Annotated in this window: 16 protein-coding genes; 5 read left to right on the top strand and 11 right to left on the bottom strand. The window is 66.4% G+C overall.

Features of this window, described 5'->3' with window-relative positions:
* Positions 1–31 precede the first annotated feature (31 nt).
* The 5 genes from trpB to EN874_RS11445 all read left to right on the top strand — a co-directional run bounded on the left by trpB (position 32) and on the right by EN874_RS11445 (position 5,122).
* Positions 32–1,282 (top strand): tryptophan synthase subunit beta, encoded by a 1,251-nt coding sequence (trpB, locus tag EN874_RS11470; protein WP_127424863.1) that lies wholly within the window; start codon positions 32–34, stop codon positions 1,280–1,282.
* Positions 1,283–1,284: 2 nt separating this feature from the next.
* Positions 1,285–2,124 (top strand): tryptophan synthase subunit alpha, encoded by an 840-nt coding sequence (gene trpA, locus EN874_RS11465; protein WP_126086542.1) that lies wholly within the window; start codon positions 1,285–1,287, stop codon positions 2,122–2,124.
* Positions 2,125–2,160: 36 nt separating this feature from the next.
* Positions 2,161–3,087 carry an acetyl-CoA carboxylase, carboxyltransferase subunit beta gene (accD, locus tag EN874_RS11460; protein WP_127424862.1) on the top strand — a complete coding sequence of 309 codons (927 nt, stop codon included), beginning with the start codon at positions 2,161–2,163 and terminating at the stop codon, positions 3,085–3,087.
* A gap of 121 nt (positions 3,088–3,208) precedes the next feature.
* A complete protein-coding gene (locus EN874_RS11455) occupies positions 3,209–4,534 on the top strand; it encodes a folylpolyglutamate synthase/dihydrofolate synthase family protein (RefSeq protein ID WP_127424861.1) in 1,326 nt (441 codons plus the stop codon).
* Between the two features lie 168 nt (positions 4,535–4,702).
* Positions 4,703–5,122, top strand: coding sequence for a VOC family protein (locus EN874_RS11445; RefSeq protein WP_127424860.1), 420 nt, complete (start codon positions 4,703–4,705; stop codon positions 5,120–5,122).
* Positions 5,123–5,128: 6 nt separating this feature from the next.
* On the opposite strand, the gene EN874_RS11440 is transcribed toward EN874_RS11445, so the two are convergent.
* The 11 genes from EN874_RS11440 to EN874_RS11390 form a co-directional block, all read right to left on the bottom strand.
* Complete coding sequence (locus tag EN874_RS11440; RefSeq protein WP_127424859.1) at positions 5,129–5,410, bottom strand: cupin domain-containing protein; 282 nt, start codon at positions 5,408–5,410, stop codon at positions 5,129–5,131.
* Between the two features lie 145 nt (positions 5,411–5,555).
* Positions 5,556–5,879 (bottom strand): thioredoxin, encoded by a 324-nt coding sequence (trxA, locus tag EN874_RS11435; protein ID WP_126086537.1) that lies wholly within the window; start codon positions 5,877–5,879, stop codon positions 5,556–5,558.
* A 74-nt stretch (positions 5,880–5,953) separates the two neighbouring features.
* Positions 5,954–9,466, bottom strand: a complete 3,513-nt coding sequence (gene addA, locus EN874_RS11430) for a double-strand break repair helicase AddA (RefSeq protein WP_127424858.1) — start codon at positions 9,464–9,466, stop codon at positions 5,954–5,956.
* Positions 9,463–12,582, bottom strand: coding sequence for a double-strand break repair protein AddB (gene addB / locus EN874_RS11425; protein WP_127424857.1), 3,120 nt, complete (start codon positions 12,580–12,582; stop codon positions 9,463–9,465). The genes addA and addB overlap by 4 nt, the downstream gene beginning before the upstream one ends.
* A complete protein-coding gene (locus EN874_RS11420) occupies positions 12,579–13,301 on the bottom strand; it encodes a nucleotidyltransferase family protein (RefSeq protein WP_127424856.1) in 723 nt (240 codons plus the stop codon). Before EN874_RS11420 ends, addB begins: the two co-directional genes overlap by 4 nt.
* Positions 13,298–14,809, bottom strand: a complete 1,512-nt coding sequence (gene tsaE / locus EN874_RS11415) for a tRNA (adenosine(37)-N6)-threonylcarbamoyltransferase complex ATPase subunit type 1 TsaE (protein WP_127424855.1) — start codon at positions 14,807–14,809, stop codon at positions 13,298–13,300. Before tsaE ends, EN874_RS11420 begins: the two co-directional genes overlap by 4 nt.
* Positions 14,810–14,815: 6 nt before the next feature.
* On the bottom strand, positions 14,816–17,380 hold the full coding sequence (locus EN874_RS11410) for a PAS domain-containing sensor histidine kinase (protein WP_127424854.1): 2,565 nt from the start codon (positions 17,378–17,380) through the stop codon (positions 14,816–14,818).
* 188 nt (positions 17,381–17,568) lie between these two features.
* Positions 17,569–18,969, bottom strand: coding sequence for an adenosylhomocysteinase (gene ahcY, locus EN874_RS11405; RefSeq protein ID WP_127424853.1), 1,401 nt, complete (start codon positions 18,967–18,969; stop codon positions 17,569–17,571).
* A 366-nt stretch (positions 18,970–19,335) separates the two neighbouring features.
* Positions 19,336–19,824, bottom strand: coding sequence for a hypothetical protein (locus EN874_RS11400; protein ID WP_245513535.1), 489 nt, complete (start codon positions 19,822–19,824; stop codon positions 19,336–19,338).
* Positions 19,825–20,098: 274 nt separating this feature from the next.
* On the bottom strand, positions 20,099–20,395 hold the full coding sequence (locus tag EN874_RS11395; protein ID WP_067323867.1) for an HPr family phosphocarrier protein: 297 nt from the start codon (positions 20,393–20,395) through the stop codon (positions 20,099–20,101).
* A complete protein-coding gene (locus EN874_RS11390; RefSeq protein WP_126086530.1) occupies positions 20,392–20,793 on the bottom strand; it encodes a PTS sugar transporter subunit IIA in 402 nt (133 codons plus the stop codon). The genes EN874_RS11395 and EN874_RS11390 overlap by 4 nt, the downstream gene beginning before the upstream one ends.
* Positions 20,794–20,856 lie beyond the last annotated feature (63 nt).

The raw sequence follows: 20,856 nt of genomic DNA, 5'->3' as shown, positions 1-20,856 counted from the left end.
AACTCAAAGGCCAATATTTAGGAGATCGGCGATGAACAAGCCGGCCATGCCCAATTCCTTCCGCACCGGGCCCGACGAGCAGGGCATGTTCGGCATTTTCGGCGGCCGCTTCGTCGCCGAGACGCTGATGCCGCTGATCCTCGATCTCGAAGAGCGGTGGAACAAGGCCAAGAACGATCCGGAGTTCAAGGCCGAGCTGCAGAACCTGTCCACCCATTATGCCGGGCGGCCCTCAAAACTCTATTTCGCCGAAGGCCTCACCAAGCATCTTCGTGAGGTTTCCTCGGCGAAGGGCCTCGGGGGCGGCGCCAAGGTCTATTTCAAGCGCGAGGACCTGAACCACACCGGCTCCCACAAGATCAACAACTGCCTCGGCCAGATCCTGCTCGCCAAGCGCATGGGCAAGAAGCGCATCATCGCCGAGACCGGCGCCGGCCAGCACGGCGTCGCCTCGGCGACCGTGGCTGCCCGGTTCGGCTATCCTTGCGTCGTCTACATGGGCGCCACCGACGTCGCCCGCCAGAGCCCCAACGTCTTCCGCATGAAGCTGCTTGGCGCCGAGGTGCGGCCGGTCACCGCCGGCCACGGCACGCTGAAGGATGCCATGAACGAGGCGCTGCGTGACTGGGTCACAAACGTCGAGGATACCTATTACCTGATCGGCACCGCCGCCGGCCCGCACCCCTATCCCGAGCTGGTGCGCGAGTTCCAGTCGGTGATCGGCACGGAAGCACGCGCCCAGATACTGGAGCAGGAAGGCCGCCTGCCGGATGTGATCATCGCCGCCGTCGGCGGTGGCTCCAACGCCATCGGCCTCTTCCATCCCTTCCTCGACGACAGCCAGGTCCGCATCATCGGCATCGAGGCCGGCGGCCGCGGCCTCGACGGCGTCGAGCACTGCGCCTCGATGAATGCCGGCAAGCCAGGCGTGCTGCACGGCAACCGCACCTATCTGTTGCAGAATTCGGACGGCCAGATCCTCGACGGTCATTCGATCTCGGCCGGCCTCGATTATCCTGGCGTCGGGCCCGAGCATTCCTGGCTGCGCGACACGGGCCGCGTCCAGTATGAGCCGATCCTCGACGACGAGGCGCTGGAGGCCTTCCAGCTGACCACCCGCGTCGAAGGCATCATCCCGGCGCTGGAATCGGCGCACGCCATCGCCCATGCGATGAAGATCGTGCCGTCAATGGACAAGGACCAGATCGTCATCGTCAACCTGTCCGGCCGCGGCGACAAGGACGTGCACACGGTGGCCAAGATGCTGGGCATGGAGATCTGACAATGACCACCCGCATCGACCGCCGCATGGCGAAATTGAAGTCCGAAGGCCGCCCGGCCCTCGTCACCTACATCATGGGCGGCGATCCTGATTACGATACCTCGCTGTCCATCATGAAGGCACTGCCCACCTCGGGCGCCGACGTCATCGAGCTCGGCATGCCGTTCTCCGATCCGATGGCCGACGGCCCGGCCATCCAGGCGGCGGGTCTCAGGGCGCTGAAAGGCGGCCAGACGCTGGTCAAGACGTTGAAGATGGCGTCCGAATTCCGCGCCGGCGACGACGAGACGCCGATCGTTTTGATGGGCTACTACAATCCGATCTACATCTACGGCGTCGATCGCTTCCTCGTCGATGCCAAGGCGAGCGGCATCGACGGCCTGATCGTCGTCGACCTGCCGCCCGAGATGGACGAGGAGCTTTGCATCCCGGCGCTGAAGGCCGGCATCAACTTCATCCGCCTGGCGACGCCGACCACCGACGACAAGCGCCTGCCCAAGGTTTTGGAGAACACCTCCGGCTTCGTCTATTACGTCTCGATGACCGGCATCACCGGCTCCGCCCTTGCCGACACCGCCAAGGTTGCGGCGGCGGTCAAGCGCATCAAGGGTCACACCGCGCTGCCGGTCTGCGTCGGCTTCGGCGTCAAGACCGCCGAGCAGGCGCGGGTGATCGGCGCCTCGGCCGACGGCGTCGTCGTCGGCACCGCCATCGTCAACGCGGTCGCCAATGTGCTCGGACCGAAGGGCGAGAAGACCGCCGATCCGGCCGAAGCCGTCGCCACGCTGGTCAGCGGCCTTGCCCAGGGCGTCCGTACGGCCCGCCTTGCTGCCGCCGAATAGCTTTCCTACCTCTTCGTCAGGACAGGAGCCGAAGCGATGAACTGGATCACGAACTACGTTCGCCCGAAGATCAATTCGATGCTCGGCCGGCGCACCGACATGCCGGAAAACCTCTGGATCAAGGATCCCGAGACCGGCGAGATGATCTTCCACAAGGATCTCGAATCCAACCAGTTCGTCATCCCGTCCTCCGGCCATCACATGAAGATCTCCGCCAAGGAGCGGCTGAAATACTTCTTCGACGACGGCAAATACGAGACGCTGGAAAACCCCAAGGTCGTCCAGGACCCGCTGAAGTTCCGTGACGAGAAGCGCTACACTGACCGCCTGAAGGAGGCGAAGGCCAAGACCGGCCTCGAAGATGCGATCCTCAACGCCGCCGGCACCATCGATGGCCTGCCGGTCATCGTCACCGTGCAGGATTTCGCCTTCATGGGCGGCTCGCTCGGCATGGCGGCGGGCGATGCCATCGTGCATGCTTTCGAGGTTGCCCTGCAGCGCAGGCGCCCGCTGATCCTGTTTGCTGCCTCCGGCGGCGCCCGCATGCAGGAAGGCATCCTGTCGCTGATGCAGTTGCCACGCACCACGGTGGGCGTCGACCGGCTGAAGGAAGCCGGCCTGCCCTATATCGTCGTGCTCACCAATCCGACCACCGGCGGCGTCACCGCGTCCTACGCCATGCTGGGCGACGTCCACATTGCCGAGCCCGGCGCGTTGATCGGCTTTGCCGGGCCGCGCGTCATCGAGCAGACCATCCGCGAGAAGCTGCCCGACGGCTTCCAGCGCGCCGAGTATCTGATGGAGCACGGTATGGTCGACATGGTGGTCTCGCGTCTGGAGATGCGCCAGACCATCGCGCGGCTGCTGAGGATGCTGCTCAAGGTGCCGGCGGCCGAGAAGCCGGTGGAGCCGGAGATCCTGCCGCCGGCGCTGCCCCAGCCGGAAGCGCGGCCGCAGGCCTGACGCGACATCGTTCGCCGCGAACCGCGATTGCGCGCCAGCCGCGGTGCGCAGTAGCTACTAGATCGCGCATGACCCCGAAAACCGATTTCCGGTTTTCGGGGTCATGCGCTAGGATTCCGCCATGACAACGCTCGCCGCCGACCGCGAAATCGAACATCTGATGACGCTCCACCCGAAAGGCTTCGACCTTTCGCTGGACCGCATCACCCGCCTGCTCGAGCGTCTCGGCGATCCGCAGGACCGGCTGCCGCCGGTCATCCATATCGCCGGCACCAACGGCAAGGGCTCCTGCGCCGCCTTCGCGCGCGCGCTGCTGGAGGCGGCTGGCCACCTTGTCCACGTGCACACCTCGCCGCATCTGGTGAACTGGCACGAGCGCTACCGGCTGGCGGCCGAGAGCGGCGGCAAGCTGGTCGACGATCAGGTCTTTGCCGAGGCGATCGCGCGCGTGGCGAAGGCCAATGGAGGCCAGAAGATCACCGTCTTCGAGATACTGACCGCCGTCACGTTCATTTTGTTTTCCGAGCATTCGGCCGAAGCCGCGATCATCGAGGTCGGCCTCGGCGGCCGGTTCGATGCCACCAATGTCATCGGGCGGCCCGCCGTCTCGGTGATCATGCCGATATCGATGGATCATGAAGCCTATCTCGGCGATCGCGTCGAGCTGATCGCCGCCGAAAAGGCCGGCATCATGAAGCGCGGCTGCCCGGTGGTGATCGGCGCGCAGGAAAGCGAGACGGCGCTCGAGGTGCTGATCGAGACCGCCGAGCGGCTCGACTGCCCGACCGTCGTCTACGGCCAGGATTTCCTGGCCTTCGAGGAAAATGGCCGCATGGTCTATCAGGACGAGGACGGCCTGATGGACCTGCCGCTGCCGCGCCTGCCGGGGCGGCACCAGTTCGCCAATGCCGCCGCGGCGATCGCCGCGGTCAAGGCGGCCGGCTTCGAGATCGGTCACCGCGCCGCCGAAAAGGCGATGGCCAAAGTCGCCTGGCCGGCCCGGATGCAGAAATTGTCGCAGGGCAGCCTGGTGGACCTGGCGCCCAAGGGCGCCGAGATCTGGCTCGACGGCGGCCACAATCCAGGCGCCGGCGTCGTCATCGCCGAGGCGTTGGCCGAGCAGGAGGAAAAGAACCCGCGGCCGCTGATCCTCATCTCCGGCATGATCAACACCAAGGACCAGACCGGCTATTTCAGCGCCTTCAAGGGGCTCGTCCGGCATGTCTACACGGTGCCGGTGAGCACGAGCGATGCCGGCGTGCCGAACGACGAGCTGGCGCTGCGCGCCACCGAGGCCGGCCTGTCCGCCGAGCCGGTCGGCTCGGTCGCCAACGCGCTGATGCTGTTGCGCGACAGCTGGGACGGCCCGGCGCCGCGCATCTTGATCGGCGGCTCGCTCTATTTCGCCGGCGCGGTGCTGGACGAGAACGGCACGCCGCCGACTTAAGCAATTCCAGGAAAAGTGCGTAGCGGTTTTCCGTCCGGAATTGCGCAAACAAAAACAGCAATTCCAGGAAAAGTGCGTAGCGGTTTTCCGTCCGGAATTGCGCAACGTGACAAAACTACTCAGGAAAAGAGCCTGGGACATTTCGGCGGGGGCCGAAAGGAACCGGTCGTGATCAGAGTGAAACAACTCGCCCATGTCTGCATCTTCGCGCATGACCTGGAGGCGACGCGCAGCTTCTATCGCGACGTGCTCGGCATGGACACGCGGTTCAACTTCCTGCGCCACGGCAAGGTCTTCGGCTTCTATCTCGATTGCGGCGGCCGCAGCCATGTCGAGGTGTTCGAGAAAATCGAGGCCAGCTACAGCGGGATGAACCAGATCAACCACTTCTGCCTGGAGGTGGAGGATATCGAGGCGGCAATCGCCCATATCCGGTCGAAAGGCGTCGATGTGACGCCGAAGAAGCTCGCCTGCGACGACACTTTTCAAGCCTGGATCACCGACCCGAACGGCGTGCGGATCGAGATGTTCGAATATACCGCCAAAAGCGCGCAATTCGCCGGCGGCGACCGCGTCGCCGACTGGTGACGGCGTTTACTTCAGCTCGATTTCGATGAACGCGTATTCGCCGTCATTGGCGTTGATGACGTCGTGCTCGACGCCTTCCCCGCGGAAATAGGGCGCGCCTTTCTTCATCTCGGCGAAGGTGGCGCCGTCCTTGGTCACCAGCTTCACCTTGCCGTCCATCAGCGGCACGACGACATAATCGTGGCCGTGGCGGTGCCAGCCGGTGTTGGCGCCGGGCGCGAAGCGGTATTCGGTGACGATGACCCGCTCATTGTCGATGAACACGGTGGCCTTGGCTGTTCCGGTCATGAACTCCTCCTTTTCTTGTAAGAGAGGAGATGGCAGGTCTCGGCGTCAGGGCCAGAGCGCCATCAGCGATGGCGCCAGGAAAAAGCCGGCCAAGAAAAAGCCCGGCACGATGGCCGGGCTCATCAGTCGAAATCTTTGGCTTGGCTCAGGCGAGGCTGCCGTTGATCCAGTGCGACAGCGCGGTCTTCGGCGCCGCGCCCACCTTCATGTCGGCCACTTCGCCGCCCTTGAAGATCATCAGCGTCGGGATCGAGCGCACGCCATACTGCGCGGCCAACTCGGGGTTCTCGTCGATGTTGAGCTTGGCGACCTTGACCTTGGAGCCCAGCTCGTTGGCGATCTCTTCCAGCGACGGGCCGATCATCTTGCACGGGCCGCACCATTCCGCCCAGAAATCCACCACGACCGGCTCCTTGGCGTTGAGCACATCGGCCTGGAAATTGCCCTTGTCAACCTTGACGGTGGCCATGCTGAAATCCTTTCGAAAACTCGGGTTGCACCAAATGTGGTGGTCGTGGCGGCGATCTTCAAGCAGTTCTTGTGTCACGCTCCCGTGAGTCGGGCAAGGGCATCGTCCATGGCCTTTGCCGGCAGCTCGATCAGGCGTGGCGCCTCGGTGAAGAGCAGTGCAGCCGACACCTCCCGGCCGGGATAGAGCGGCTTGAGCAGCGCGCGGTAGAGCGCAAGCTGCAGCACGTAAGCCGGCGGCACCTCGGCCAGGCTCGCGGGCGCCGGCCGGTTGGTCTTGTAGTCGACGATCGAGACTTTTTCCGGCGTGACGGCCAGCCGGTCGATCTTGCCGGAGATCGAGCGCAGCGTGCCTTTCACGTCCAGGCTGCCCATGACCGCGACCTCGGCCCGCGAGGACGGCGAGAACAGCGCGCCGAAGCGGCTGTCGGACAGGATCGAAAGCACCGCTTCCAACGCCTTGTCGCGCTCCTCGGCCGGCCAATCGGCGCCGGCGCGCGCCAGATAGCGTTCCGCGGCGTTAGGCCTTTCATCCTCGCCGATGCCCGGCAGCATCTGCAGCAATTTGTGCAGGGCCAGCCCGCGCATCACCGCAAAGCCGGGCTCGGCCACGGCGTCGAGCACCGGCGAGCGTGTGTCGGGCAAGCTTTGCGACGTCTCCTCGATCAGCGCCGAGGCGCCGGAGGGCGACAGCGGTCGCGGCAGCTCCTCATAGGGCGGCACAGGCCGGAACAGGCCGTCCGGCAGCGGCGCCGCGTGATCGAATGGCGTTGTCTCGTCGGCCCGCGCGAAAGCCACCGGCGGCAGCCTGGTCATGTGGAAGCGATGCACGGCCACCTCGGCCGTCGCCGGGTGCCGGCGCTCCGCGCTTTCGGGCGCACCCAGCAGCGCCCGGCTGACGATCGAATGCCAGGTTCCGGTGCTCGGCGCCCGCTTGCCGTGATAGCCGCAGACGATCAGCCGGTCCTCGGCGCGCGTCATGCCGACATAGAGCAGCCGCCGGTATTCGTCGTCGGCAAGCTCGCGCGCCCGCGCCGAGGCCGCCCGCGAAACCCCATTGGCGACGTCGCTGGCCGAGCGCCAGAGATAGCCCTTGCCCTTCCACTCAGCGCCCGAGCCTTCGAAGGCCATCAGCCGCGGCAGATGCTGGTCGCTGAACGGCGCCGAGCCGCCATCGACCAGGAAAACGACAGGCGCTTCCAGGCCTTTCGCGGCATGCACGGTCATAACGCGCACTTCGTCGCGGGTCTGATCCATCTCGCGCTTGATCTCGGGGCCCGCGTTTTCGAGCGTCGAGAGGAAGGCTTCCAGCCCCGGCAGGCCGGTGCGCTCCTCGGCCAGGCAGAAGCTCAGGAATTCGTCGAGAATGTCGCCGGCTTCCGGCCCGAGCCGGGCCGTCATCCTGCGCCGCAGGCCATCGCGCGAAAGCGCCGCGGCATAGAACTCGAACACCGGCTTGAAGGCGACCTCGTTCGCCCAGGCGTCGAGCCGGCTGACGATAACGGCAAGGGCCTCGTCTCCAGCAGCACGCTGCCTCAGCGAGGCGATCAGCGACTGGCCTTTCGGTCTCTCGCCGGCGAGCGCAAGCAAGGTCTCTTCCGAAACCTCGAAGATCGGGCTGCGCAGCACCGCGGCCAGGGACAGGTCGTCCTCCGGCTGGATCAGGAAATGGCCGAGCGCGATCAGGTCCTGCACGGCGATATGGCCGGGCAGGCTCAGCCTGTCGGCGCCGGCGACCGGGATCTGCCGGTTCTTGAGGCTGCGCGACAACGCGTGCACGAAGCGGTCGCGCTTGCGCACCAGGACAAGGATGTCGCCGGCGGTCAGCCTCCGGCCCTTGCCCTCGATGATTTCGCCATTGCGCAGCCAGGCCTGGATGGTCGTGGCGACATGCTCCGCCACGCGCACCGCCGGCGCGCTGGCATGGTTGACCGGCAAGGTCCAGTCGTCCGGTTCCTCGACCATTTCGGCGCCGATCGAAGGCCACAGCTCGACATAGCCCGGCGCGTCGTTGCGGATCGCCTTGTGGCTGAGCGGATCGGGATCGTGGCTGATGCCGCGCCGCACAGCAGGCTCGGCAAAGACGCGGTCGACGGCGGCCAGTACGTCGTCGCTGGAGCGGAACGACCAGGTGAGCTTTAGGTCGGCGAAGGCGGCTTCGGCGGCGCGCACGCGGCCGGCAAACAAAAGCCGGCTTTCGGCGAAGGAATCCGGCGCAGCACCCTGGAAGGAGTAGATCGACTGCTTTTCGTCGCCGACGGCGAATACCGTGCGCTTGACCGCTTCGCGCTGCCCGAGCCCGGCAAAGAACTCTTCCGTCAGCTTCTTCACCACCTCCCACTGGTCGGGGCTGGTGTCCTGCGCCTCGTCGAGCAGGATGTGGTCGATGCCCTGGTCGAGCTTGAACTGCACCCAGGGGCCCGCATCCGGCCGCGACAGCAGGCTGACGGTGCGGGTGATCAGGTCGTTGAAGTCGAGGAAGCCGCGGCTTCGCTTCAGCTGCTCGTAGCGGGCGATCAGCCAGCCGGCGACGGTGAGCGCGGCGGCCGTGCCTTCGAGCATGCGGAACAGCGCCAGTCGGTCCGACACGTCGAGGATGGCCTTGGCCGCCGTCAGGTAGCGCTCGGGCAGGTCGGGCAGCCGGTCGACCAGGGCCTTCTTGAAGATCTTCGGCGGATCGTAGGGGTCGCCGTCGGAGCGCAGAAACGCCTTGGCAAGCAGGCCCAGCCGCCGGATCGGGTCGGCCTCGGCAAAGGCGCCCTGCGCGTAAGGCAGCACGTTGTTCAGCACCTGCCTTGCGCCGGCGGCTTCAGCGGCGCGCGCGAACTCGGCGAACTGGCCGGGCGCAAAGCCCGGCAGCGGCCAGACGGAAGCGGCGATGTCCTCGGCCGTCTGCCCAGGCCTGAAGCCGAATTCGGCAAACAGCGGCCGGAAATCCCGGCCCTTGCCGATCTTGGCGATGAAGCCGCGCAAGTCGTCGCGCTTGCCGACGATCTCGGAAAGCAGCATGTCGAGCCCGAATTCGCCGCCGCGCTCCAGCACCGTGGCAAAGGCTTCCGCCAGGCCTTCGACGCCGGCGCCCGCGCCCGAAATCATGTCGCGGCGGGCATCGGCGAACAGCGAGGCCTCCATCTGCGGATCGAGCATCTCGAAATGCGCCGGGATGTTGGCCTCGAGCGGAAACTGGTGCAGCACCGATTCGCAGAAGGCGTGGATGGTCTGGATTTTCAGCCCGCCCGGCGTCTCAAGCGCCTCGGCGAACAATCGGCGCGCGCGCCGCATGGTGTTGCGGTCGGCGCCGCGCCCGTCGAGCGCCGCGATCCGCGACGCAAGTTCGGGATCGGGCAGGGCGGTCCATTCCGACAGCGTCGAGAACACCCGGTTCGACATGTTGGCCGCGGCGGCGCGCGTATAGGTGAGGCACAGGATCTTCGATGGATCGGTGCCGTTGAGCAGAAGCCGGATGACGCGCTGCGCCAGCACATGCGTCTTGCCCGAGCCGGCATTGGCCGAAACCCAGGCGGAATTTTGCGGGTCGGAGGCCCGCGCCTGGCTGGCGGCGGTATCGGAGGGGATCGGATATTTCATCCTTCCGCCTCGTCCTCGCTTGCGCCGCCGGCCGACCATTCGAGGACACGGGCGAGATGGTCGTAATCGCCATCGGCCTCGCCCTCGCGGAAAGGCAGCGCGCGAGACAGATAGCCCGTCTGCGGGTCGGCATAGTGTAAGAGCAATCGCTCCAGCCGCGCCCAGGCCTCCTCGGCAAGCTCGTTGGCGGTTTTCGGCTTGCGGTTGTATTCGAGGATCGATTCCTCGAACACCTCGCCATTCGGCTTCAGCCGCACGAAGGCAAGCTGCGAAGGTTCGCAGATGCCGAGCTCCCTGAAGGCGCCGCGCCGCAACAGCGCGCCCTCGAGCGCGAGTTGCGGCGACAAGAGCGTGTGTGCCTGCGCCTTGGAAGGCGAGGAGCCGGTCTTATAATCGAGGATATCGGCCATGCCGCCGGCGAGCAGGTCGACGCGGTCGGCATAGCCCGAGAGCGTGACGCCGGTGCGGCCGACGACGGTCCTTTCGGCGCGCTCCTCGGCATGGCGTCCGGCGACGGCGTCGGCGCGGGTATGCTCCCATTCGATGATGTTTTCGGCGAGCTTTTCGAAGCGCGGCCACCACACCGCCTCGATGTCTGGCGGAAGCGCTGCTGCGGCAAATGCGATACGCCCGGCTTCGATGAGGCTCGCCAGTGCGCCCGGCGCCCTTGGATCCTCCACCCGCCGTGAGAACAGATGCAGGATTTCGTGGAACAGCGTGCCGCGTTCGGCAGCGCCCGGGTCGCGGATCACCGGGTCGAGCGGCATCAGGCCGAGAATGCGCCGGGCATAGATCGCATAGGGGTCGCGGCGCAGCGTCTCGATCTCGGTGACCGAGAAATGCTGCGGCCGCAGGTGCAGCGGCGGCTTCGGCTGCGGGCGGGCCGCGAAATCCTTCCTTTCGCCGGCGTCGAGCGCCCGTGCCCAGGCAAGCAGCGTGTCGCCGCGCCGGCTAAGCACCGTCGCCTGGTCCCTGCCGATGAAGGTGAGGATGCGCTGCAGCCAGCGCGACGGCACCGCCGGCGCGTCGCCGGATCGCGCCGAGCGCGTCAGCAGCACCGTTTCACTGCCCATCGCCATCTGGAAGTCGTGCGCGGCAAGGCCGATGCGCCGCTCGGGCGGTTCGAGGTCGATGCCGGTCTTCATCAGCCGCGACATGAAGCGGTCGCTCTGGGGTTTGCGCGGCCACACGCCTTCGTTGAGCCCGCCGATGACGAGCGTGTCGACGTTCTGCAATCGGGCTTCCAGCGCGCCCCAGATGGCGATGTTGCGGTCGGCGCCTTGCGCCGGCTTGACCGTTTCCGGCGCGATCAGCGCTTCCATCACGTCCGGCCATTCGCTCGCGGCGAAGGTGAAGGGCGAGGATGCCGCGACCAGCCCGCGCAGCAGCTCGGCGAGCTTCTCGCCCGCGTCGCCGGCATAGAGGTCGGTCAGGTTGCCGTCGGCCGCGCGGCCAAGGCCTTCCAGCGCCACGACGCTCGCCCGCGTCAGCGTCGCGATGTCGGCATGCTGCTCGCCGCGCACAGTCGTGAGCGGCGAGAGCGCGTCGGTAAGACGGCTAAGCACGTCCCGCGCCTGCTCGATGCCGCGCACGGTAAGGCGCGGGAACCAGAATGGCGGACGGCTCTCGCCGCTGAGACCGGCGAGCCGCGTCTCGAAAAGCTCGCCCAGCGACGCGATGTCCGGCCGGCCGGTGCCGCCGCGCAAGGCAACCAGCTCGATCAGCTCGGCCGCCTTGCGAACGATCCGGCGTTCGAGGCCGAGGCCAAGCAGCGGATGCTTGAGCAGCGACAGCAAACCTACCGGATCGCCGGGCCGGAACGCGGCGTTGAGCGCCAGCCGGAGCAGGCTGGCCGCCGGCGTATTGCTGAGCGGCGCGCCGCCGGAATCATCGGCAACGACCCCAAAGCGCAGCAGTTCCGCCGAGACGCGTCGCGCCAGCGCCCGATCGCCGGTGACGAGCGCCGCGCGCCTGCCCGGCGCTTCGACCGCGCGCTTCAGCGCGATCGCGATCGCCACCGCTTCGTCGCGTTCGTTGGCCGCTTCCACCAGCGTTACGCCGGCCAGCGCCTGCTCGACGTCGTTTGCCGCGAAACGTGGCCGCGTCTCGGTCCAGCGCTCGGTGGTCTCAGCCGGCCGCAGCGCCTCGCCGACAAGAGCCGCGCGCAGCGCAAGATGCGGGGCGGCGGCGCCGATCGCCTCGACATCGCGGCGCTGGACGCGCATGCCGCCAATCAGCTTTGCGAGACCGTATTGCGGGTGGCCAAGCGTTGCCGGCCGCGCGCCGGGCGCCGTAATGGCCGCAAAGGACGCGTCGTCCAGCTCGCTGTCGAGCCCGGGCAGCACGACGGCGCCATTGGGCAGGCCGGCGATCACGGCGAGCAGCTCGGCGGTCGCGGGAATCGAGCCGGTCGAACCGGCGGCTATCACCGGTCCGCCCGGCGGGTTGCGCTTCAGCCGCGCCGCCACCAGCCGGATCAGCGCGCTGCGATGCGCGGCCGGATTGGAGCGGTTGCGTTCTTCAAGCAGCCGCGGCCAGTTGTCGGTGACGATGCCGAGGAAATCGAGCGTCACCTGCCACCAGCCGGCGAGGTTGCCGGTCACAAGCGTGGCGAGCTTGGCCCAGTCCGTGCCCTCGGTTTCGATCTCGTCCATCAGCCGCGCGAGGTCGCGCGCCAGCCAGATGGCATCGGCGGCCGAGGTCGGCACGACGAATTCCTCGTTGAAGCGTGCTCTGACATGCGCCGGCAGGCTTTCCTTCCAGGCACGCACCAGAGGCGCCAGCAGCAACAGCCGCTCCTGCGCCGCGATCGGCGGCGCGTGATCGATTGCCGGTGCCGTCTCGTCATCGAAGGCCGCCTCGTCCTCGTCGAACTCGCCGAGCGGCCGCACCGTCGGCAGGATGGCCGAGCGCTGACCAAGCATATCGACGAAGGCGCCGCGCAGCGCGCGCGCCGCGCGCCGCGTCGGCACATAGATCGTGGCGTCGGTGAGCGCCAGCGGATCGCCGTTGAAGCGGAAGCCGGGGATGAGGCGGCCGTCGAGCAAGGCCTCCGCCAGCGTCGGCAGGAACGGCGCTCCGGGCGGGATGGAGAAGACGCGGCGCGAGCCGCTCATACCGCTTTCGCTAGAGCGCCGGCGACCGCCGCCTCGGCGGCCGGAATGGCGTCGGGCGTGCCGACGGTGATCCAGCGGCCTCTCATCGCCATCCCGAACAGGCGCCCGGCGGCGATCGCCTTGTCGAAATAGATGTTGAGCGAATGCGAACCCGTGGGCGCGTCCTTGAAGATGCGCGGATGGACGATTGCCGCGCCGGCATAGATCAGGCCGGCTGGATCGCCCTTCGAACGCCGCAACGCGCCGTCCGAAGCCACCAGGAAATCGGTGCCGACGCAATGCCCGGTCGCTGAGTCGAGATCGGTGAGCATCAGCAGAATATCCATTCTGGCGGCGTCCCACGCAAGGGCAAGCCGCTCGAGGCTTGGCTCACCACTGTCGATCCAGAAGGTGTCGGCATTGATGATGTAGAAGGGCCCACTGCCCAAAAGCGGCAGCGCCTTGACGATGCCGCCCGCCGATTCCAGCAGGGCCTCGCGCTCATCGGAGATGACGATCCGCGGCGCCGGGCGAGCGGCGACATGGGCGATGATCTGCTCCGGCAGATAATGCACGTTGACGACCGCCTTGCTGACCCCGGCGGCTTCCAGGCTGTCCAGCCCCCAGTCGAGCAAGGTCTTGCCGGCGATCTTCACCAGCGGCTTCGGTATCGTGTCGGTGATCGGCCGCATGCGCTTGCCGAGGCCGGCCGCAAGCACCATCGCGGTCTTCGGCGTCATGGCGAGCGTTCCTCGAGAAGGCCGTGGGCCATGTAAAATTCCTTCAGGCCGGCAAGCGCCGGATGCGCCAGCGCCCGCCTCAGATAGTCGCGGATGCGCGGCAGGTGCTTCAGATAGTAGGGTTTCCCGTCGCGCTTTTCGAGCCGCACGAAGATGCCGAGGATCTTCGAATTGCGCTGCGCCGCCATGATCGCGTAGGCCTCGGCGAAGGCCGCTTCGTCGAAGGCGCCCGCGGCGCGCCGCGCCGCCACATAGGCCGCGACCGTCCGCCGCTCGATCGCGGGCGAAACGGTGACGCGCGCATCCATTGCAAGCGAGGCGACGTCGTAAGCCGCCGGGCCGATCAGCGCGTCCTGGACGTCGACGATGCCGAGCCGGTCGGGGCCGGAGCGCTCGCCGCGCCAGATGATATTGGGCGAATGGAAGTCGCGCAGCATCAGCGTGTATTCGCCGCCCGAGAGCCGGTCGAGCAGGGCGTTCCACTGCTTGTGGTAGCCGGCGCGCAGTGCATCGCTTGCCGGCTTGCCCGAAATCCACGGCACATACCAGTCGACCAGAAGGTCCGCCTCGATCAGCATGGCGTCGCGGTCGAAGGGCGGCACATCGTGGAACACGCCGGGCGCGGCCTCCATGCGGCTCGGCCACGCCCTGCCGTGCATCATGGCGAGTAGCTCAGCCGCTGCCTCGTAGCGTTCGGCGATGGGCTCGCCGTCGCCGCCCAAAAATCCTTCCGAGCCGAGATGCTCGAGCAGCAAAAAGCCCTGGTCGAGATCCTGCGCATGGATCACCGGCACGCTGACGCCGGCGGCAAGCAGCGCCCGGTCGATAGCGACGAAGGCGGTGACGGATTGGGCCGTGTGGGCGATCACCGCATAGGGCTTGCCGTCGCGCACCGGCGGGCCGAGCACGAGGCGCGGCGAGTTCATCAGCACGCGCGGCGCCTGGCCGGGCAGCGAGACGATCTCGTAGGAGCGGGCCGATGCATCGCCGACGAAATGACGGCGGCTCGCCTCGCCCCAGCCGGCGGAGGCCAGGAAATCGCGCATAGCCAGCGAGCGCGCCACGCGCTCGAATGCCGCTCCTTGCCCGGACAGGTTCGCGATCCGGCCTTCGCCATGTTCGGTGAGTTCGACCCAAATCGCATTCTGCGGCAGCCGGTCCCCGGCCCGTTCCGGCCATTCGATCAGCGCCGCGCCTTGCGCCAGCGCGTCGTCGAGGCCGAGCTCGTCGAGCTCGTCCGGCGAGGACAGGCGGTAGAGATCGAAATGATGGACCGGGACCCGCGTCTCGTAGCTCTGCACCAGCGTAAAGGTCGGGCTCGGCACTTCGAGGCTGGCGTCATCGGCAAGCGCCCGGATCAGGGCACGGGCCAAGGTCGACTTGCCGGCGCCGAGATCGCCTTTGAGCGCAATCGCGTCGCCGGCGCGCAGCGCCATGGCGAGGTCTTCGCCAAGCCTTGCCGTCGCCGCCTCGTCGGCGAGAAAACGTTCCAGAACAGTCTCTGCCAAAGCGCGTTACTCGGCCGCTTCGCGGATGCCGCCGGAGGGCGTGTCGGGGAAGGTGCAGATGACCGTCGTGCCCTTGTCCATGCCGGTTTCGATGCGCACCGTTCCGCCATGCAATTCGACGAAGCTCTTGACGATCGACAGCCCCAGTCCGGCGCCGCGCCGGCGGCCGCCATTGGCGCGCGGCTCGAAGCGGCGGAAGACCGATTCCAGCACGTCCGGCGGCATGCCGGGCCCGTCGTCATGGACTGAGAATTCGACCCCTTCCGCAAGCTGGCGGCAGGCGAGCGTGATCGTGCTCGCCTCCGGCGCGTAGTTCGCGGCATTGCTCAAGAGATTGTAGAGGATCTGGCGGACACGGATCTCGTCGCCGTGGAAGCTCTTTGGCGCCGCCGCCGCGTCGACCCGGAGCTTGATCCGGTGCTCCTCCAGGCGGTCGGCGACCAGCTCGGCCGCAGCCGCGATGGTCCTGTCGATGCTCATCTCTGAAATGTCGAGCTGCATGATGCCGGCGTCAACCGTCGCCAGGTCCAGTATGTCGTTGACGATGGTGAGCAGCACCGAGGACGACGAGCCGACATGCTCGACATATTCGCGCTGCTTCGGCGTCAGCGGCCCGGTGGCGGGCAGCGACAACAGCTCGGTGAAGCCGATGATGTTGGTCAGCGGCGAGCGCAGTTCATAGGAGACGTGCTGAACGAACTCGTTCTTCAACTGGTCGGACTTCTCCAGTGCCTCGTTCCTGTCCTTCAGCGCCCGCTCGACATTGACGGTGTCGGTGACGTCTACGAAGGTCATCATCACCTGCCCGTTGGGCAGGTGGATCACGGCATAGCTCAGCACCGTGCCGTTGACGAGCTCAGTCTGGCCGTGGCGGTCGCGGCGCTCGTCGTCGAAGCCGGTGATGGCGGCGGCGAAGCCGCCCCACGGACTGTCTGCCGCGCGCCGGTCGCAAAGGTCGCGGATCGCCGAGACATGCACGTTCGGCTTGATCGCGTCCGGCGTCAGCCCCCACAGCGCGATGAAGGCGGGGTTGGACAGGCGAAGCCGCCCGTCCGGACCGAACACCGCCACGCCTTCCGCCAGATTGTCCAACGTCTCGCCCTGCACGCGCACCGCCGTCTGGTAGCGGCTTTCGAGGTCCATCTTCTCGGTCAGGTTCTCGAACACCCAGGTGACGCCGCCCTTGGGCTGCGGGTTGGCCACCACGCGGATCGTCTTGCCGTCCGGCAGGTGCCACCAGTGCTCCTGCGATTCGACGGCGCGATAGGCGCCGAGCAGGTTTTCCTTCCAGCGCCGCCATTCCGGCTGCTCGGCGATCTTGCCTTCGCTGCGCAGCCGGTCGAGCAGCAGCGCATTGGAGGGGGCGCTGTGCAGGAAGCCGCCGTCCAGGCCCCACAGTTTCTGGAACGCCTGGTTGAAGAAGCGCAGGTTCTCGTCCGTATCGAAGATCGCCACGGCCGTGTTGAGCTGGTCCAGCGTGTCGGCATGGCTGCGCACGGTGCGCTCATATTCGGCGCGGATCGTCTCGATGGCGCTGATGTCGCAGGCGAGCCCCGCCGAGCCGTCGGCGCTGGCGAAGTCGGTGACCGAAAACATGTGGCGATCGCCTTCGATCACCGTCGACAAAGTCTGCTCGAAGACGGGGCGCGACTTGTGCTGCTCGGCGATCTGCTCGCGCGCCTGTCCGCCGAGGAACTCCTTGGCCTCGCGCACGGCCGCCTCCGCGCTTTCCGCTTCCACCGCCTCGGCATAGGCCCGGTTGACCCATTTCAGCCGCCCGTCGGCCGCGCGCAGCCATGTCGGCATCTTCAGCGCGTCAAGCAGGCCGAGCATGGTGTCGTAGTCGGCGCCGAGCCGCTGGTTCTCGATCTTCAGCCGGGCCTGGCTGCGCAGGGTTTCCGACAGCGAGATGAAGCGGACCAGCACGTGCATGGCGCTCTTGCGGCCATGCACCTCGAGTGGCATGCCCGCCTGAGTCTCGATGACCAGGTCGAAGGCCTTCGCCTGGTCGCGCAGCGCCGCTATGGCGTTCTCGAGTGCCGCGGCGGAGCGCGGCATCAGCCAGCGGCCGAAGGCGAGAAAGGCGGACCGATCGTCCGGCGCGCCGCTTTCGAGCGGCAGGCTGCCGATCAGCTCCGGCTTCTTGTTCTCGGCACTCCACACGACGACACGCTGGTCGCGCAAATTGAGCAGCGCCTCGGAGCGCTGCAGGGCCGCGTTCACGTCGGCGATGCGCGCCCTGAGCTGGACGTTTTGCGACGCCGTCCGCGCCCGCTCGCGGATCAGGAAGATGGCGGAGACGAGCGCCGCCCCCATGACGCCGGCAAACATGGCAAGCTGCATCACCTCGACCGTGCCGACCGCCGGTGCCGCCTGCGCGATGCCGGTGTCGGCACGCGCCGCGAAGCTAAGCAATGGGCCGGCAAGCGTGGCGGCGGCAAGAAGCGAGCCGAGGCGGGCGCCGGCGCGCCATGGCAGAGCGCCGCCCGTCGCGGCGGAGCCGGTCGTGATCGAATCCTCGTGGCCGCCGGAAACGGCCTTTCCCGCGCGTGGCGGGTTATCCCCCGGCATGTCTTGGTCCTCTTTCGCCGCTTGAATGCAAGACCGCCCTGAATGCGTTCCGGCCCTTACGTCCCCGGACCGCGAATCACAACAATAACGCCTGCTGGAATCGGCGTGAAGAATCACCGGCGCAAAAAATGAAGCCGGGCGGAATGTCAACACCCGGCTTCAATATATTGTAGGAAACTTCGCTTTGGTTAATAGCGGTAGTGTTCCGGCTTGTACGGACCCTGCGGCGTCACGCCGATATAGGCGGCCTGCTCGCCCGACAGCGCGGTCAGTTTGGCGCCAAGCTTGTCGAGATGCAGCCGCGCCACCTTCTCGTCGAGGTGCTTGGGCAGCACATAGACCTGGTTCTGGTACTGGCCGTGCTTGGTGAAAAGCTCGATCTGCGCCAGCACCTGGTTGGTGAACGAGGCCGACATGACGAAGCTCGGGTGCCCGGTGGCGTTGCCGAGATTGAGCAGCCGGCCTTCGGACAGAAGGATCATCCGCTTGCCGTCCGGGAAGGTGATCATGTCCACCTGCGGCTTGACGTTGGTCCATTTCAGGTTGCGCAGCGACGCCACCTGGATCTCGTTGTCGAAGTGGCCGATATTGCCGACGATCACCATGTCCTTCATCGCCCGCATATGGTCGAGCGTGACGACGTCCTTGTTGCCGGTGGTGGTGATGACGATGTCGGCGGTGGGGGCCGCGTCTTCCAGCGTCACCACCTCGAAGCCGTCCATCGCCGCCTGCAGCGCGCAGATCGGGTCGACCTCGGTCACCTTGACGCGGGCGCCGGCGCCGCGCAGCGAAGCCGACGAGCCCTTACCGACGTCGCCGTAGCCGCAGACCACCGCGACCTTGCCGGCCATCATGGTGTCGGTGCCGCGGCGGATGCCGTCGACCAGCGATTCCTTGCAGCCGTATTTGTTGTCGAACTTCGACTTGGTGACGGAATCGTTGACGTTGATCGCCGGGAAGGGCAGTAGGCCCTTCTTCTGCAGCTGGTAGAGCCGGTTGACGCCGGTGGTGGTCTCCTCGGTGACGCCGCGGATCGCTTCCTTCTGCTTGGCGAAGAAGCCGGGCGAGGCCTTCATGCGCTTCTTGATCTGGGCGAACAGGATCTCCTCCTCTTCGCTGCCGGGATTGGACAGCACGTCCTCGCCGGCCTCGGCGCGGGCGCCGAGCAGGATGTACATGGTGGCGTCGCCGCCGTCGTCGAGGATCATGTTGGAGGTGCCGCCGTCGGCCCACTGGAAGATCCGGTCGGTGTAGTCCCAATAGTCCTCCAGCGACTCGCCCTTGATGGCGAACACCGGAATGCCGGCCTCGGCGATCGCGGCGGCGGCATGATCCTGGGTCGAGAAGATATTGCAGGAGGCCCAGCGGATATCGGCGCCCAGCGCCTTCAGCGTCTCGATCAGCACCGCCGTCTGGATCGTCATATGCAGCGAGCCGGTGATGCGCGCGCCCTTGAGCGGCTTCTTGTTGCCGAATTCCTCGCGGCAGGCCATCAGGCCCGGCATTTCGGTTTCGGCGATCTCGATCTCCTTGCGGCCCCAGCCGGCAAGCGAGATGTCGGCGACCACATAGTCCTTGCTACCCGTCATGGCAGTGCTCCGGTGTGATTGTCTTCAAAATCGCGCCGGCGCCTGGACGGCGCATGGAGGGGCGCGAATTGCCGGCCTGACTAGCAGATCGGCCGTCAAACGACAATGGGATATAAAGAAATCTTTATTCGTGCATATCCTCGAAGCAATGCATGTCGCCCGAAAATGCCCGGCGGTTTTGGGATAACGACAGGCATTTGAACAGGGGCCGGCTCGTGCGCGATGAACGGAGACGCGTTTCATTTGCCATTCAGCCTCGCGACCGGCCCCGCGATCTTAGCCCAGTGGACATGAAGGCCGTGGCAAGAACGTGGTCCGGCGTTTCGCCAAGCCGGGGCACGGCGCGCAGAGGCCAACCCGTGCTGCCTACTGGGTGACCTCAAACAGGGCCCACATGCCGCTGGCGAAGTGTTTCGGCTGATTGCAGATCAATAGGTACTTTCCCGGTTCCAGGGTCACGGTCAGTGTGCCTGATTTACCCGGGGCGAGGTCGGGGACCTCGCCCCTGTCCCCAGCCTTGCTTTCGTCCACCGTTGCGTCGCTCCCGACATAGGGAAGCGGTTGCGTCGGGTCCTTTAGATGCATGACGATCATCTCATGGACGGTACCCTTCGAGGTGTTGGTGACCTTGAACGATACGGCGCCTGCCGGCGCACTGGAGCGTGACGCTTTCACTCCCATCGTCGCCTTTGACAGATCGAGGCCGGGAGCTTGGTAGGCCATGCCGGTCTTCATCACCATGCCCGCGCCTTGGTCCCAAAGCTGGACATCCACCACTGTCGCCGCCGACGCCGCGGTCGACCACAAGCCAAGCGCCATCGCCGCCGCAAATGCGGCGCCTCCAAGGAGTGCCATTGGATTCCTCCGATTTTGAGAGCGCCATGCCCTGTCGTTGCCGCTACCTTCAAGCGGCCCTTTGTGGCGAGGCTTGCTCTATTTGAGGGCGTTTCCTACCCTATTCTAAGGACAACGCGTGTTCTGGCCCGGTTAGTCCCGAGCTTCCCTCTCACTTTTTTGACGCCCACGTCCTCCCGGCATCATAGGCCTGGCCTTGCTGCCATGCTGGATTGTAGAGATCGCGGCCCGCCCATAGGTGCCTCGCTCTGCATAAAAGCCAAAAACTTGGCCGTCAGATTTCCTCGCCGAAGCGCGAGGCGACCAGCTGCTCCAGCGCGTCCATCGCCGGGCCCGCTTGCGGGCCGGTGGCGGTGACGCGGATCGAATAGCCGGGGCTTGCCGCCAGCATCATCAGGCCCATGATCGAGGTGCCGCCGACCTTCACGCCGTCCTTCTCGACATGGATGGTGGCGTCGAAGCCGCTGGCGACCTGGACGAACTTGGCCGAGGCGCGGGCATGCAGGCCGCGCTGGTTGACGATCGGGAATTCTCGCACCACCTCGTCCTTTTCCGGCGCATGGGCGTTCATTTGCTGCTCAGAAGCTGGCTGGCGACGTTGATGTACTTGCGTCCCGCGGCCTGCGCCTCGTCGAGCGCGGCGGCCATGTTGTCGCCCTTGCGGACCGAGGAGAGCTTGATCAGCATCGGCAGGTTCATGCCGGCGATCACCTCGGTGCGGCCCGATTCCATCACCGAGATGGCGAGGTTGGACGGCGTGCCGCCGAACATGTCGGTAAGCACGATGACGCCGGCGCCGCTGTCGACGCGCGCCACCGCGTCGACGATGTCGGCGCGGCGCTTCTCCATGTCGTCGTCGGCGCCGATCGCGACCGTTTCGAAATTGTCTTGTGGCCCCACCACATGTTCTACGGCATGCCGGAACTCGGTGGCGAGTTGACCGTGCGTCACGAGCACGAGTCCGATCATTCTTTGGTGGCTCCCGTCATCGCCGCTTTACAGGCGTATCTTACGTTCGCCGGCCATTCCAGG

The sequence above is a fragment of the Mesorhizobium sp. M1D.F.Ca.ET.231.01.1.1 genome (assembly GCF_003999155.2).
Classification (GTDB): Bacteria; Pseudomonadota; Alphaproteobacteria; order Rhizobiales; family Rhizobiaceae; genus Mesorhizobium.
Note: the sequence above shows the minus strand (reverse complement) of the source record. Positions and strands in the feature narration are given on the sequence as shown.